The 14036-nt window shown below is 45.3% G+C and carries 14 protein-coding genes and 2 pseudogenes; 7 read left to right on the forward strand and 9 right to left on the reverse strand.

Going from position 1 to position 14036, the window contains the following annotated elements; genetic code table 11:
- Positions 1-142 precede the first annotated feature (142 nt).
- The 6 genes and pseudogenes from O9295_RS26265 to O9295_RS27610 form a co-directional block, all read left to right on the forward strand.
- Positions 143-247, forward strand: a pseudogene (locus O9295_RS26265) (DUF3782 domain-containing protein); the annotation flags it as partial.
- A 279-nt stretch (positions 248-526) separates the two neighbouring features.
- Positions 527-1780: a M4 family metallopeptidase gene (locus tag O9295_RS26270; RefSeq protein WP_288036202.1), complete on the forward strand. Its 1254-nt coding sequence runs from the start codon at positions 527-529 to the stop codon at positions 1778-1780.
- 17 nt (positions 1781-1797) lie between these two features.
- Entirely contained in the window at positions 1798-2031 is a 234-nt protein-coding gene (locus tag O9295_RS26275; RefSeq protein ID WP_288036203.1) for a hypothetical protein, read from the forward strand.
- A 132-nt stretch (positions 2032-2163) separates the two neighbouring features.
- Complete coding sequence (locus O9295_RS26280) at positions 2164-2565, forward strand: hypothetical protein (RefSeq protein WP_288036204.1); 402 nt, start codon at positions 2164-2166, stop codon at positions 2563-2565.
- Between the two features lie 399 nt (positions 2566-2964).
- Positions 2965-3270 carry a protealysin inhibitor emfourin gene (locus O9295_RS26285; RefSeq protein WP_271956374.1) on the forward strand — a complete coding sequence of 102 codons (306 nt, stop codon included), beginning with the start codon at positions 2965-2967 and terminating at the stop codon, positions 3268-3270.
- Positions 3271-3303: 33 nt separating this feature from the next.
- Positions 3304-3459: a DUF4914 family protein gene (locus O9295_RS27610; RefSeq protein ID WP_353851893.1), complete on the forward strand. Its 156-nt coding sequence runs from the start codon at positions 3304-3306 to the stop codon at positions 3457-3459.
- A gap of 238 nt (positions 3460-3697) precedes the next feature.
- Here O9295_RS27610 and gloB read toward each other — a convergent pair whose 3' ends face one another.
- Together gloB and O9295_RS26295 are read right to left on the reverse strand one after the other, a co-directional pair.
- Positions 3698-4471 (reverse strand): hydroxyacylglutathione hydrolase, encoded by a 774-nt coding sequence (gene gloB, locus O9295_RS26290; protein ID WP_061431012.1) that lies wholly within the window; start codon positions 4469-4471, stop codon positions 3698-3700.
- A 45-nt stretch (positions 4472-4516) separates the two neighbouring features.
- Complete coding sequence (locus O9295_RS26295; protein WP_288036205.1) at positions 4517-6367, reverse strand: polysaccharide deacetylase family protein; 1851 nt, start codon at positions 6365-6367, stop codon at positions 4517-4519.
- 560 nt (positions 6368-6927) lie between these two features.
- Between O9295_RS26295 and O9295_RS26300 the strand changes: the two genes are divergently transcribed.
- Entirely contained in the window at positions 6928-8079 is a 1152-nt protein-coding gene (locus tag O9295_RS26300) for an NAD-dependent epimerase/dehydratase family protein (protein WP_288036206.1), read from the forward strand.
- Between the two features lie 101 nt (positions 8080-8180).
- On the opposite strand, the gene O9295_RS26305 is transcribed toward O9295_RS26300, so the two are convergent.
- The 7 genes and pseudogenes from O9295_RS26305 to O9295_RS28015 all read right to left on the reverse strand — a co-directional run.
- Positions 8181-8675, reverse strand: coding sequence for a Spy/CpxP family protein refolding chaperone (locus tag O9295_RS26305; protein WP_288036208.1), 495 nt, complete (start codon positions 8673-8675; stop codon positions 8181-8183).
- A 20-nt stretch (positions 8676-8695) separates the two neighbouring features.
- Entirely contained in the window at positions 8696-9070 is a 375-nt protein-coding gene (locus tag O9295_RS26310; RefSeq protein WP_288036210.1) for a hypothetical protein, read from the reverse strand.
- Entirely contained in the window at positions 9070-9654 is a 585-nt protein-coding gene (locus O9295_RS26315) for a sigma-70 family RNA polymerase sigma factor (protein ID WP_288036214.1), read from the reverse strand. The genes O9295_RS26310 and O9295_RS26315 overlap by 1 nt, the downstream gene beginning before the upstream one ends.
- Positions 9655-9816: 162 nt before the next feature.
- The gene (gene hpsO / locus O9295_RS26320; RefSeq protein WP_288036216.1) at positions 9817-10986 is read right to left on the reverse strand and encodes a hormogonium polysaccharide biosynthesis glycosyltransferase HpsO; all 1170 of its coding nucleotides are present in this window, start codon (positions 10984-10986) and stop codon (positions 9817-9819) included.
- Positions 10983-11978: a hormogonium polysaccharide biosynthesis glycosyltransferase HpsN gene (gene hpsN, locus O9295_RS26325; RefSeq protein WP_288036218.1), complete on the reverse strand. Its 996-nt coding sequence runs from the start codon at positions 11976-11978 to the stop codon at positions 10983-10985. Before hpsN ends, hpsO begins: the two co-directional genes overlap by 4 nt.
- A 132-nt stretch (positions 11979-12110) precedes the next feature.
- A complete protein-coding gene (hpsL, locus tag O9295_RS26330) occupies positions 12111-13838 on the reverse strand; it encodes a hormogonium polysaccharide biosynthesis protein HpsL (RefSeq protein WP_288036219.1) in 1728 nt (575 codons plus the stop codon).
- A 59-nt stretch (positions 13839-13897) separates the two neighbouring features.
- A pseudogene (locus O9295_RS28015) lies at positions 13898-14036 on the reverse strand (RRXRR domain-containing protein); the annotation flags it as partial.

The raw sequence follows: 14036 nt of genomic DNA on the forward strand, positions 1-14036 counted from the left end.
GGAGTGATCAGGGGTAAATTCAGGGACTTTTTCCCTGAAAATTAGGTAATTGACCCCCTCAAAATCGGTAAAACCCCACACCCCACACCCCACACCCTACACCCTGCCCCTAGGAAAAACTTTTTCAGCAGACCCTAAGTACGAAAGAGCCGAACGTCTAGGGAAATTTAAACAGTTTATGCCCCGTTATCGGGATGTAAAGGCCTTAGGAGCGGTGGCGGCGATGATAGTTCCTGAAGAGGTGGCGCGGAACGAATGAACCGTATTAAGCGCAGCTTCATAGAGAAATAGTATCTAGCACAAAATAAGTTTTTTGTCAATAAAATTACACAAAAACTAATAATTTACTGGCATTAACAGCTTGAAATATTAAGTTTTATTGCGCCTAGCAATTATTCAATTATTCAGAAATTTCTCGTTATTATAGAAAGTAGATGAACCTATTAGGAGGGATGTAAAGATGCATAAGTGCTTACATCACCATCACGATAATCGCCATCCCCTATTCTGCATAATTCCTAGCTATATGCTGGAAAATATTGTAGAGCGGGGAGATCCTGAGCAGCAAGAACTAGCGCGACAAACATTAATCTCTGCGGCTCAGTTTCGGGCAGGGCGCCAACAAATCGCCGCCCTGACAGTGGCATCGCCTCAGGAAGCGGCAGCAGTAGCGAAGAAGCGAACCATCTACGATGCCCAAAACGGAACCACACTTCCAGGACCGAAAGTGGTGCGCCAGGAAGGGCAAGGACCAACCGGTGATGCTGCCGTAGATGAAGCCTACGACGGTTCAGGAGCCACCTTCGATCTCTACTATGACATTTACGGGCGCAACTCGATTGACAATAACGGGATGGAGTTAATTTCGACCGTACACTACGGACAGAAATATAACAACGCTTTTTGGAACGGGCAGCAAATGACCTATGGTGACGGGGATGGCTCTATTTTCAACCGCTTTACCATAGCCATTGACGTGATCGGACACGAGTTGACTCACGGCGTAGTGCAGCATACAGCCAACCTCGTCTATCAAAATCAGCCCGGGGCACTCAATGAGTCGATGGCAGATGTCTTCGGTTCCCTGGTCAAGCAGCGAAAACTCGGCCAGACGGCAGCACAAGCTGACTGGTTGATTGGAGCCGGCTTGCTTACTGCCAAGGTCAAAGGTCAAGCTCTCCGCTCGATGAAAGCACCGGGAACAGCTTATGACGATCCAGTGCTGGGCAAAGATCCGCAACCAGCCCACATGAAAGACATCTATACTGGCTCTGCTGACCACGGAGGCGTTCACATCAACTCAGGCATTCCCAATCATGCCTTTTACAACGCAGCCCTCGAGATTGGGGGCAATGCTTGGGAGAAAGCGGGCCGCATCTGGTATGTCACCTTAAAAGACAAGCTAGGTCAGAACTCCGATTTCCAGGATGCCGCCAATAAGACTTACCAAGTAGCGGGAGACCTTTACGGAGCTAATAGCTTGGAACAAAAAGCCGTGGTCAAAGGTTGGGCAGATGTCGGAATTAACATTACGGTTTCGACGGGACAATGGTACTACAATCGGCTCGTCCAGTACACCTACACTGCTTATCCCAGTAAGTACGCCTTTGCGGTTATTGAGGGGGTTAGCGGCTGGAAGCAAATCTACCCCTCGACTGCCGATGGTGTGACTAATTTGTTCAAACTTCTCTGCCTGGCGAAAGGCACAAACCGCCGCGTTCAAGTCTACATTCAAAATATCAGCGGTGTGGACTACATTACCAACGCTTATCTACTTTAAGCTTGAGGAGGATTATCATGTGGTACAACAATCGGCTAGTACAATACACCTACACTGCCTATCCCAGTAAGTACGCCTTTGCGGTTATTGAGGGGGTTAGCGGCTGGAAGCAAATCTACCCCTCGACTGCCGATGGGGTTACTAATTTGTTCGATCTCCTTTGTATTGCCAAAGCAACCGGCCGCCGGGTCAATGTCTACATTCAAAATATCAGCGGTGTAGACTACATTACTAATGCTTACCTACTGTAAGCAGCATTGGCAGAGCAGATTGGTATAAATTCAATTTGCTTTGCCATCTCCTTGGAGTCCATTTAGTCAAGTCAGAGAGAGGTTAGCAAGGTGAATTTTAACTTTTTCATCAACACAGGAACGTCGGAAGCGATGGCGAGCGCTGGCAGCACCGAAATTTCCGCTATTGCTGGATTGGGACTCGCGCCCGTGCCTGTCGAGCAACTGGCTTCTCAGGGGGGCGCTGCCGCTTTCACCCTCTTCTCCCCTGAAGCATTAGAAACCATGGCCAGTTCTGGCAGCGAGGGAATTGCCCCGATGGGAGGAGCGGAACTCGCACCTGTGCCTGTCGAGCAACTAGCTTCTCAGGGGGGCGCTGCCGCTTTCACCCTCTTCTCCCCTGAAGCATTAGAAACCATGGCCAGTGCTGGCAGCGAGGGAATTGCCCCGATGGGAGGAGCGGAACTCGCGCCCGTGCCTGTCGAGCAACTTACGTCATTGGCAGGTGGAGAGATCGCTCTGCCGCCTCTACCAGAGCTACCACAAGAAGACTAGGAACCATTTCTAACCTAGTAGTCTGTCAAGATTGAATTGAGGGATAAATCTCCCCCTGCTTCCCCTGCCCCCTCTGCTCCCCCTGCTTGTCTCAAACCCATCACTTTAAAATTGACAGACTGCTAGTGTGGAACTTTCTACCACTGCTTTTAAGCGACAAGGGTGGGTTAGGCGACAATTAGCATTCAAACTCAATCAAAATTTATCAATCCAACCTAACTCACCGTGCAAGCTTTTGTAATGCCATATACATTTTACCCGATAATGCTGGGAGAGCCAGTAGAGATAGGACAACAATTGGCAGGGTCGAAAAGTGAGGCAAGCAGGGAGTTATTTCTGTCCGCCTTCTCAGAATTGCCAAGTCGTGTCGGCAAATTTAATAGTGAGGTTAAAAAGTCGATGAAAATTCAATTCCAACAGTCAGGGGGATTTGCTGGCTTGATCAGGGGATGTGAAATTGATACCCAATTACTTTCCCCTGACGAAGCTGCCCAATTGCAGTCCTTAGTCAAGCAAAGTGGCATCTTGCAATTGCAAAGCCAGAGGACAGAAAATGCTGCCGATCTCTTTAATTATGAGATCGTCATTGAGACTGAGGACGGAAATAGATATAGTATTTCCTCCGACGATAACTCCTTACCTCAAAGTGTCAAGCCTTTGCTTGAGTATCTTCAAAGTCAGTGCCAACCGATTCCCTTAAGGTAAGGTAGGGCAAGAGAAGGGGATTGAAGGGCTACGATTCTTAAAGAATTTTTTGCTCGTCAGATTAAGCAATTTCTCGAACCCGATCTAGATCCTCTGGGTAAAACAATTATTGACTGCTGTCTCTCTAGTCCCAGTTTAGAAGATTATGAAAGTCTGATTCCCTACCCAATCATCAGTGATGAAGACTGAGAGAATTTCTCGAAATATCTCCAGGTTGATTGACGAGCGGCTCGGAGTCTCAAAAGACAGCATCGACTAATTAGGGCTGGCTGAATAAATCTAAAAACCTTGTTGGGTAAGACTTTTAGACTTTTTGTCAATCAAAAAGTAGCGGATATGGGAGTGATCGGGGGGAAATTTCAGGGACTTTTTCCCACACCCCACACCCCACCCACAAGCTTATTCAGTAAACCCTAAGTAGGGTTTGCTAAAAATTATCTTTTTTCCCCCGCAGCCGTGCAAACACTTGTACTGGTTCGCTGCTATCCATGGTCATGGCCAAAGCGGGACTATCCCAACGCAAAAAAGGATTAGTCAGCTTTTCCGTCCCCAAAATTGCCGGAATCGTGGGAAGATCTTGAGCGCGATTTTTCTCCACTTCCCGATAACGCTGTTGCAGAGCAGCATTATTAGGGTCAACTGTCAAGGCAAACTTTAAATTATTTAACGTATATTCGTGAGCGCACCAAACCCTGGTCTGGTCAGGCAGCGATCGCAATTTAGTTAAAGAAGCCACCATTTGCCCCGGTGTTCCCTCAAATAAACGACCACAACCCCCCGAAAACAGGGTATCACCACAGAATAACTCGCCGTAATCTCCGGGGTTAACCGGGGGAAAATAATAGGCAATATGGCCGCGAGTGTGGCCGGGGACAAAGAAAACCTCGGCCCAGCGACCGGCAAATTCCACCCGGTCCCCCTCCTCTAAAAACAGCTGCTGGCCCGGAATGCGACCGCGATCCTCCTTTCCCCCATAAACACAAAGATGGGGATAACGATTAATTAAAGCCTGATTAGCCCCCACATGGTCGCCGTGGTGATGGGTATTGAAAATAGCGACTAAATCCACCTGTAAAGCCTCTAATCGCCTGAAAACCGGTTCAGGTTCCGCCGGATCCACCACGGCCGCAATTTTTTGCGCTCGATCGTAGAGGAGGAAAATATAATTATCGGAAAGGGCGTTAAGACGTTCGATCTCCATGGTAGAATCCTGGGCTAAGGTTTAACTCGATCATATATTGCTAACCTAACTCCCCGCAGCACAGGAATCGGCGAAAATTACGCAGGGAATCCCCACATGATTAATGGGAACAATATAGGTTTCTGTGGGGGGAAATAAAGCGACAACGTGGGGAACAGGACGGGGAGTATAATGCACTTGCGATTGACCTTGATAAGCGAGGGAGGTGCTTGCTCCTGAATCCAACATCACCGCCTCCCGAAAACCTGCCTGTACTAATAATTCTCCCAAAGTCATGGAATCGATCGGGTCTCTGGAAACCCCGATTACTGGCTGTCCTGCCTGATTAATCCCCCAAAAAGCCCGGTGACGCAGGGCATCAAAACCGTAAAGTGTACCAAAGGACTCTCGCGATTGTGGTTGTCCATCTTTGACTAACCAAGCGGCCGCGACAAAAGCATCCGTAACCTTGAGATCATCTCCGGCCTCCGCTGCGATTCCTTCTAGGGTATTATGACGGGCAGGATCAAAAGGAAGATAACGCACCCATCGATCGGTAATGATTACTAAAGGACGACCCTCTAACTTGTCGATTTCACCTTCATATCCCGGGATAAAGCCGCCATTTTCGCTTAAAACCGGCCCGATCATCTGATTTGAGTCCAATTCCTTGAGAGAGAAAAAACCGCCATCTACAGCCGCGATCGCTTCTGTGCCGGCGATAATTTCCTCCACTTGATAGCGACTATCAGCGTGGATAGTTTTGGGAATCCCGCCACTAATTAAAACAAGTGTATTAGTTGGAAATTCCACTTCCCGTTTTTGGATGGTGGTGGCAAAGTTAAAACCGCCATCCCTACGGGGTAAGGGATCACCTCCCCAAGCTTGCGGGACAATTTCTCGCGTGCGCGATTGCCCAAAGCGTCCAATAGTGAGTAAATCGGGGGATTGTCCAGCAAAATGTTCATCGAGGTCATTCATCGATAAAGCCGCCCGATAACCCGCTTTTTTGACGAATTCCTTCACTCTATCGTCCGCCTTCCCTTCCGGATAGGTGAAATAATTAATCGGAATACCCAATTCTTTTTCTAAGATTTGTTTCGATTGCTTGACTTCTTGCTCCAAATCTGCATCGGATAATAACCTTAAATCCCGGGGATGACTAACACTATGGGAGACAATTTGGACTAGAGGATCGGCGGCCATTTCCCGGAGTTGTTGCCAAGTGACACTGGTTCTGCCAGTTTTTTGAGCCATTTTATTGATATAAATCGAGAAAACGGCGGGATAGTTATATTTTCTCAATAAAGGATAGACATACTGGTAATGTCCCCCATAACCATCATCAAAAGTCAATAAAACTGGTTTAGCGGGAAGGGGGATCCCTGTCCGCAGATGGGAAATTAACCAATCGATACTGATAGGAGTTGCCCCGATTTCCTGCAAAAATTGGAAATGTGCCTCTAATTCGCCTGGAGTAACGTCAAAGAATACCTCTTTTTCTGGTAAAATGTCGTGATACATTAAAATCGGTACTTTTGTCTCTTGCGCGCGGGGATGAATTTCCGGCCAGGGTGCTAATTCGATCGCTGTTGCCGAGTTATTTTGCCAATTATCGAGACTAATATCGTTTTTTTGGAGAGATAGGGGAACAATCACGCGATCGGAGAGGTTTTTATAGGTTTTACAATCAAAAATTCTCGATATATCCTTAAAAGAACTATTTTCTAGAACATAATCCGCGCATTCCGGCTGAAACTCCCGAAAAGGTGCGGGGAAAGAATCACCCCCCACCAGAGCATTAGAGCGAGGATAGAGAGAACTTGCCCAAATAATCAGACAAACGACGATAAATGCCAAAAATCCGTATAGGGGAAGGAAAGAAAAGGAAGATTTTTGCCGAGCTTGCCAACGCATAAGATCAAGTAATAAAGTGAAAAGTAAAAAGTAAAAAGTAAAAAGCAGATAGGCCCTGAGTTACCGAAAAAACTGCCTTTTATCTAGATTTTTGGCTTTTGTTTTCTCGTCAGCAAAGCCCACTGATTACAAGCTGAGTTTCCCTGTAATCCGTTCCCTTGTCAAGTTTTCTAGAACACCCTCATCAGTGATCAGTTATCAGTTATCAGTTATCAGTTGTCAATAGACTACCTTTATTGATTCTCCCTATTTCCCCATTTCCCCATCACCCTACACCCCACACCCATTTCCCCATCACCCTACACCCCACACCCTACACCCCACACCCTACACCCCATTTCCCCATCACCCCATTTCCCCATCACCCTACACCCCACACCCATTTCCCCATCACCCTACACCCCACACCCTACACCCCATTTCCCCATCACCCCATTTCCCCATCACCCTACACCCCACACCCCACTTCCCCGCTATGTTCACGGGGATTAGGCTGGTAAAGCGTGACACAAAACTGCTAGAGTTACCAAAGACGAGTATATAAACTTTACAGATATTGTATGAGAGTTTTGGTTATTGGCGGAGACGGCTATTGTGGTTGGGCAACGGCACTCCATCTATCAAATAGAGGTTACGAAGTAGGCATACTTGATAGTTTAGTTCGTCGCTATTGGGACTTACAATTAGGCTGCGATACCTTAACACCGATCGCACCCATATCTCATCGGATTCAACGCTGGCAAGATCTGACAGGAAAATCCCTCGATCTTTTTGTCGGGGATATCAATAACTACGACTTTTTGATTCAATCCCTGCGACAGTTTCAACCGGATGCGATTGTTCACTTCGGAGAACAGAGATCTGCACCCTTCTCCATGATCGATCGCGAACACGCAGTTTTAACCCAAGTTAACAACGTTGTTGGCAATTTAAACATCCTCTACGCGATGAAAGAGGAATTTCCCGAAGCGCACCTAGTGAAACTGGGAACCATGGGTGAGTATGGCACACCTAATATAGATATTGAAGAAGGCTACATCACGATCGAACATAACGGTCGTAAGGATACTTTACCCTATCCCAAACAGCCTGGTAGTATGTACCATCTCAGCAAAGTCCACGATAGCCATAATATCCATTTTGCCTGTCGGATGTGGGGTTTAAAAGCCACAGATCTCAATCAAGGGGTGGTTTATGGAGTCCTCACCGAAGAAACGGGAATGGATGAGATGTTGATTAACCGTCTCGATTACGATGGGGTTTTTGGTACTGCTTTAAACCGTTTTTGTATTCAAGCGGCGATCGGTCATCCCCTAACAGTGTACGGTAAAGGTGGCCAAACGCGAGGATTTTTAGATATCCGCGATACCGTGGGTTGTTTGGAATTAGCGATCGCAAATCCCGCTCAATCGGGGGAATTCCGCGTCTTTAACCAATTTACCGAACTGTTCAGTGTCGGTGACTTGGCACTGATGGTTAAAAAAGCTGGTTCTGTCTTAGGGTTAAATGTGGAGATTAACAATCTTGACAACCCGCGCATCGAGTTAGAGGAACATTATTTCAAGGCTAAAAACACGAAATTACTCGACCTAGGCCTACAACCTCACTATCTCTCCGATTCTCTCCTCGATTCCCTCTTGAACTTCGCCACCAAGTACAGAGACCGGGTAGATATGAATCATATCCTACCAAAAGTCACTTGGAAACGATAATTTATCAGTAAATGATAAGTTGAGGATGGGGTAGTAACCCATCCTTGGCGTTTTTCTAATGTATCGGAATCAAATTCGATCTTAATCGGCACTGATAGGAATTATTGTCGTCCGCAATTGCGGGAATTAGGGCAACGTTCCTGCATTAATTGGGAAAATTCCGTTCTTTGAGCGGGAGTTAACACTTGACGAATTTCCAAAAAACTCTCAAATTGCAGGTTACTCATTTCTTGGCGATTCCGAGAGATTTGCTGATGTTTAGAACGGATATCTCGATCGGAGGCATTATTGGATAATAAACTATTTAGTTCTTGTTCGTTGCTTCTCAGGGTGTCTCGCAACTTTTGGGTTTTTTCCTGATATTTCTGACGAATAGCGGCAATTTTCGACTTTTGGTCATCGGTAAGGTTTAATTGTTCGATTAGTCTTTCTCGAGAATTATTCACTCGACGACTCTCAGGACGCTGGGGAGAGCTAGTTTGAGCGATAAATAGACGATCTTGGGGATAGGATAGCACAGTGGCAGTTGGGACTAGGTTAGCCGCCAGAGTTACAGCCATGGTTGTGCCGAGAATCGAGAGAGTAGAAAGGGACATAATTGACCTCGACCAAGAAATTAAGGATTATAGGTAGAATAGGTGAGATGAGGCTCGTTTAAGGTCATCCAAGGCGAACTATAAACGCTAGGAGCAGCAATCGGTGGAGCGATGCTATGGTTCCAACTCTCCACTAAAAAAGCTTCCAACTGCTCGTCGGAAATTTGGCCCAGTTGTGGATAAGGATGAAACCAACGATAGGAACCAACAATCAGCACCGATAAGGCAGTAATACCAGTTATCCACCCCAATAAAGGCAGGGATTTTGGGCAAGTTACCGGCTTTTCTCCCCTAATCATTTGCATTAATTGTTCTTCTTCATCTATCGGTCGAGGTGGCAGCGATGGACGATAGCGACGCAGAAAATTAACCACTTTGTCATCTTCTGGGGACATTAGAGAACTCCTTGTTTTTGCAAAAATTGACCCATGGTTTTACGCGCATAATGAAGACGTGATTTCACCGTACCGAGGGGAATTTCTAAGATTTGGGCGATTTCCTTTTGGGGTAAGTCCTCTAGATCGTGAAGGACAAGGACAGCGCGATGTTCTAAACTGAGAATTTCTAACCCTTGTCGGACCACCTCCTCATAATGCAATTGCATCAAATCGGGACTATCTTGGGGACGGGATTCGCTATCAAGGGAGTTTTCCTCATCAGTGCTTTTGGCCATCCTCATTTGTCTTTTGGCTAATTGTCGCCGACCATCGATCGCCACATTCCAAGTGATCCGATAAACCCAAGTGGAAAAGTATTCAGGTGAACGCAATTTCGGCAACCCGCGCCACAGTCTTAAAAATACCTCTTGGACAAAATCCTCTAGGAATTCCCTTCCACAGAGTTGATAGAGAGTAGAGCGGATTTTTGGTTGATAAAGACGGTAAAGGTGACGAAAAGCACCCCGATCACCCCTTTGACATTTTAAGATTAACTCTCGATCGCTCACACTTGTTTGCTTCTCGGTTATCACCTCGATCATTCCCCTCACCCCTAGCTACTTGTCCCTTTAGACTAAGGGGTGCCAAGAATGGTTCATAACCAGTGATCAGTGATCAGTTATCAGTTATCAGTGATCAGTTATCAGCTTTTTTCTCCCCACACCCCACACCCCACACCCCACACCCCACACCCCATCTCCCCATCACCAAGGGAGTAATTGTTGATAGAAATCCAATTGTTTTTGAGCGAGGGCTTTATTAGTATAATTGGTCATTACCCTCTGATAACCCCTCTGGCCTAATTCTTGAGCGAAGCTGGGATTATCTAAGAGAGTTTGTATAGATTTAGCCAGTGCCTCCCCATCTTTTTCGGGAAAAATTAAACCCGTATCAGCAATAACAAAGGGGATTTCTCCCGAATCAGAACCAATAACAGGAACCTGACAGGCCATAGCTTCAATTAAGACATGACCGAATTGTTCTTTCCAACCGACGGCAGTTAAGGTTTTGACCTGATAGGTGATTTCTGAAGGCAAAACTAAAGTGTTCATCAGGTTAATATAATTAACTACTTGATCGTGGGGAACACTTTCCACTATCATCAAGCGATCGCTTATTCCTACGGCTCTAGCTTCGCTGACTATTTTATCTTTCAGGATTCCCCGACCTAACAGTAATAATTTCCACTTACCTGTTAATTTAGCTACAGCTTTAATCAGCGTTAGAATGCCTTTCTCTTCCACAAAACGACCGATAAAACCAATCACGAATTCATCGTTTTCAATGCCTAAAGATCGGGCTAAATCGGGTTGCTTGCCAGGGGAAAAAAGGACTTCATCCACTCCTAATTGCGGTAAAACGGTGTATTTACCCCTGTAACCCCGTTCTTTTAAAACATCTACCCCGTCCTGATTACCGGCGATTAAACCATCGGTATTTTTCAGGTTATAAGCTTCTAACCAAGAGATGGGAAATTTAGGAGTATAGGGAAGATTCCACCAGGTAAAAAATACATTTTTAGCCCGGAGATTTAAGAGACGATTCAGAGTAATAAATTGACCATAAGCGAGAGATTTAGAACCCTGTTCCACTTGAATAATATCGGGTCTAAATTTTTGCAATAAAGAAATTATATCAGTGCCAAAAGTTAATAAAGCTTGGTTATTCTGGCTAAAATTAGAGATAGGAATAACTCGGAAATTGTCGGCTATTTTCGGTTGACTTTCAATGATTTTATTTTGGACTCCTCCCGGTTGCCAACGTTGGGGAACAACAATAGTAACTTCAATATTGGGATTTAATCTTGTCAGGGCGCGCAGTTTCTCACAGTTGAGATCAACTATATATGTATGACTAGCGACTAAAATTCTCATAGATTATCTAGTTTTGTATAAATTTGGCCATCATTCCAGAGGGACTTTACTTGAGTTTTTAGAGCATCCAGAAAACCTAAACTATAAAAAATTCCCCTAGAAAGGATTTTAATCGGGGAACCACCTTTATTACAGGGAGGATTGCCAAGAACGTGACAATCAAATAATTTAGCGTAGAGTCGCAATTGTTGAGCGGGAGTGAGATTTTTCAGGGCCATCAGAAAGTGATTATGATAAAAAGTCGTCTGATAACTCAAAGAACGAGTGCTAATATCATGACAGCCGCCGGTTTCTTCCCCTAAATGAACCAGATAAGCGGTGGGATCGTACCAGACATGATAGGGAGTCTGGCGTAACCTTAAGCAAAAATCCGATTCCTCGCGCACGGCACTGCCACGAAAGCGTTCATCGAACCAAATGCCGTATTTCCTAAATATATCCTTCCGGAAAGACATATTACAGCCCCGGGCCGAGATTACCTGCTGGGGTTTAGTGGTGTGAACAAGATCGATGTAATACCAAGCAATGCCCGGATCCATGGCTTGGGGGGGTAAAAAGTCGATTTCGTAGGGTTTGCCGGTATCTGTCGCCATTTTTTGGGAGTCACCCAATTTCATGCGATCGAATACCCGACCTGCCACTACACCTATCTCAGGGTTCTTGACAAAATTCTCACTATGTGCTTTGAGATAATTATCCGGGAGCCGCACATCATCATCGATAAAAAGAACGATATCGCCTTGGGCGCGACGGACTCCATAATTTCTGGCACCGGGTAAACTCGCCCAATCCAGCCGATACCAGCTAATTTTGTGCTGATTAGCCATATTTTCCAGATAGGATTGTAGGGCGGGGCTGTGGGTAGCGGTCTGGTCGATAACTAATACCTCAAAATCGGGATAATCTTGTTTGAGTAGGTCATCGAGGGTATCTTTAAGAGGCTCTTCGCGTCGATAGGTGGGTATGATGACAGAAATCGAGGGAAAATTCATAGCAGGGAGTGGGGGAGTGGGGAAGTGGGGGAGTGGGGAAATAGGGAAATGGGGGAGTGGGGGAGTGGGGGAGTGGGGGAATTTCCACTAAAACCCTAAAACCCCAACACCCTAAAACCCAACACCCATATTTCAAGCTAAAGAAACACCTTTGCGTTTAAATTTTAAGCCCTTTTTGGAGGATTTTGTGGCGGTTTCTCCCGCTAGAATTTTGGCTTCTTTTTCCTGTTTTTCGATCACGGGTAATTTAAAAATTACTCCTGCGAATATCCAGTAATAAACGCCCACAGGATCCGTATCGAGGGCATACCAATAGGGAAGATAGGCAACAAAGAGCAGCAAAACCCAATAACTACCGGCAAAACCTCGCAGAGTCGGATCTTTGAGGGAACGATAGGTGCGGAAGGCCAGATAAACTAGATGGGTCATGAATATCATGTACAAGGCAAAACCAATGTATCCCAACTCGAATAAAACTTTAGTGTGATAGGTTTCCACAAAGGAAATATCACCGAAAACCCTAGCAGAAGCTGTGGCCACACCAAGTCCACGACCTAAAATACCGCCCTGATTACGGATAGCAAAATCCAACTGTTCTTGAAAAAAAGCGGTGGGGGGAGACTGTTGCCAACGGCTGATGGCACTATCGTAGCGTTGTTGGACAAAATCCGGGTTAAGGAAAGAAAAACCGATAGCTAGAAGTAAAGTGGCGGCAAAAATGATCGGCAAAAATCGTTTTAAGTTAGCGATTTGTCCTGTAAGAATCGTCATCAGACCAATAATCATCGGTACAGCAAAGAAAGCTAGTCTTTGCCCAGAGATCACTGCATTAATAAAAACTAGGGTTAAACCCACTAGGGCTGCTAGTCGCCATTTTTGGGAAGTTTCACTAAAGGCACTGGCATAACAAACTACGGCACTAGAGACCAAAAACCAAGCCCAGTGCCAGGGAGAAACAAAGGTACCTGGTAGGCGGATCATATTCACTTCCGGACTATACACTAATGCCCCACCAACCAAACACCTTGCATCTAAGTGGGCTTTGAATAGTGCATCAGCTACAAAGCCTCTAGTTCCTACACAACGACCGGTTTTCAGCATCCAGTATTGCATTAGTCCTAGGACACAACAAATAATCGCTAAAGTCACTAAAAGACGACTAAAAAATAATAGGGTCGGTTTGTCTTTGATTAAGTAATAAGTGCAGAAGATCAAGGGGACATAACCCAGCAAAACTTTAAATCCTAATATTCCTTGCAGAAAAGTCTCACTTTCCCGACAGGGAATCCCGCGCAAACGACCATCCCTAAAGATACTCATCCCAGCCACGGAATCACAAGTAGGCAGAAATTGTCTCTGCAAATTGACGGCTAATAGACAAACTACACAGAAAACAAAGATTAATAATAGGGTTGTACCTAATTGTTTGGGGACAATAATCGGTAATTGCTTTTTTCGACATTCTAAAACTAAGGCGATTAAAGCGGGTAGATAAAAGATATCTTTACTAAGCTGGAGGATTGAACTACCTCCCAACCAATAGATAATAGTGCCAGTGAAGGGGACATAGATAATAAATGCCCAAAGAGCCATGCGAGGATAGCTAAAGGAGAAAACTACTAAAATTAAGGCTAAACTTACTGCCGCTCCTATCTTGGCATCAAATAATAAGCTGAGGGGTAATCCGAGCAAAATTGCCACACAAATGGCAAAAATAATCAACCCCGTTAACTTTTGTTTCTTTTGCCTTTCTTCTTTTTTGAGGGCAAGTTTCTCTTTGATGTTAAGCGGGGGACTATCAGCTTTTGTTTGGCCCTGTTTATGCTTTTTTTTCTGGCGATCAATACTTAGTCCGGTCATCGAAAAAATGGGTCTGAAACCCCGCCCTTTAGCGATAGCGGAGGGCGGCTTTATATGAGTTAGCGAGAAACAATTAAACCGTTAGAACGACGAATTAACTGAATCTTACTAACAGCTATCTGTCCCAATCGTTGACCATTGGTATCGCTTACAGATAGCTTTTTTTCGGTATCTCCACTAATATAACCAATTCCTTTG

Origin of the sequence: Microcystis sp. LE18-22.4A, assembly GCF_027531105.1 — a bacterium.
Lineage (GTDB): Bacteria > Cyanobacteriota > Cyanobacteriia > Cyanobacteriales > Microcystaceae > Microcystis > Microcystis aeruginosa.

Excerpts from the sequence above, each read along its gene's own strand:
- O9295_RS26305 (WP_288036208.1), bottom strand. The coding sequence starts at position 8,675 with ATGTCCCTTTCTACTCTCTCGATTCTCGGCACAACCATGGCTGTAACT.
- hpsN (WP_288036218.1), bottom strand. The coding sequence starts at position 11,978 with ATGAATTTTCCCTCGATTTCTGTCATCATACCCACCTATCGACGCGAA.
- O9295_RS26315 (WP_288036214.1), bottom strand. The coding sequence starts at position 9,654 with ATGATCGAGGTGATAACCGAGAAGCAAACAAGTGTGAGCGATCGAGAG.
- O9295_RS26300 (WP_288036206.1), top strand. The coding sequence starts at position 6,928 with ATGAGAGTTTTGGTTATTGGCGGAGACGGCTATTGTGGTTGGGCAACG.
- hpsO (WP_288036216.1), bottom strand. The coding sequence starts at position 10,986 with ATGAGAATTTTAGTCGCTAGTCATACATATATAGTTGATCTCAACTGT.
- hpsL (WP_288036219.1), bottom strand. The coding sequence starts at position 13,838 with ATGACCGGACTAAGTATTGATCGCCAGAAAAAAAAGCATAAACAGGGC.
- gloB (WP_061431012.1), bottom strand. The coding sequence starts at position 4,471 with ATGGAGATCGAACGTCTTAACGCCCTTTCCGATAATTATATTTTCCTC.
- O9295_RS26310 (WP_288036210.1), bottom strand. The coding sequence starts at position 9,070 with ATGTCCCCAGAAGATGACAAAGTGGTTAATTTTCTGCGTCGCTATCGT.
- O9295_RS26270 (WP_288036202.1), top strand. The coding sequence starts at position 527 with ATGCTGGAAAATATTGTAGAGCGGGGAGATCCTGAGCAGCAAGAACTA.
- O9295_RS26295 (WP_288036205.1), bottom strand. The coding sequence starts at position 6,367 with ATGCGTTGGCAAGCTCGGCAAAAATCTTCCTTTTCTTTCCTTCCCCTA.
- O9295_RS26275 (WP_288036203.1), top strand. The coding sequence starts at position 1,798 with ATGTGGTACAACAATCGGCTAGTACAATACACCTACACTGCCTATCCC.
- O9295_RS26280 (WP_288036204.1), top strand. The coding sequence starts at position 2,164 with ATGGCGAGCGCTGGCAGCACCGAAATTTCCGCTATTGCTGGATTGGGA.
- O9295_RS26285 (WP_271956374.1), top strand. The coding sequence starts at position 2,965 with ATGAAAATTCAATTCCAACAGTCAGGGGGATTTGCTGGCTTGATCAGG.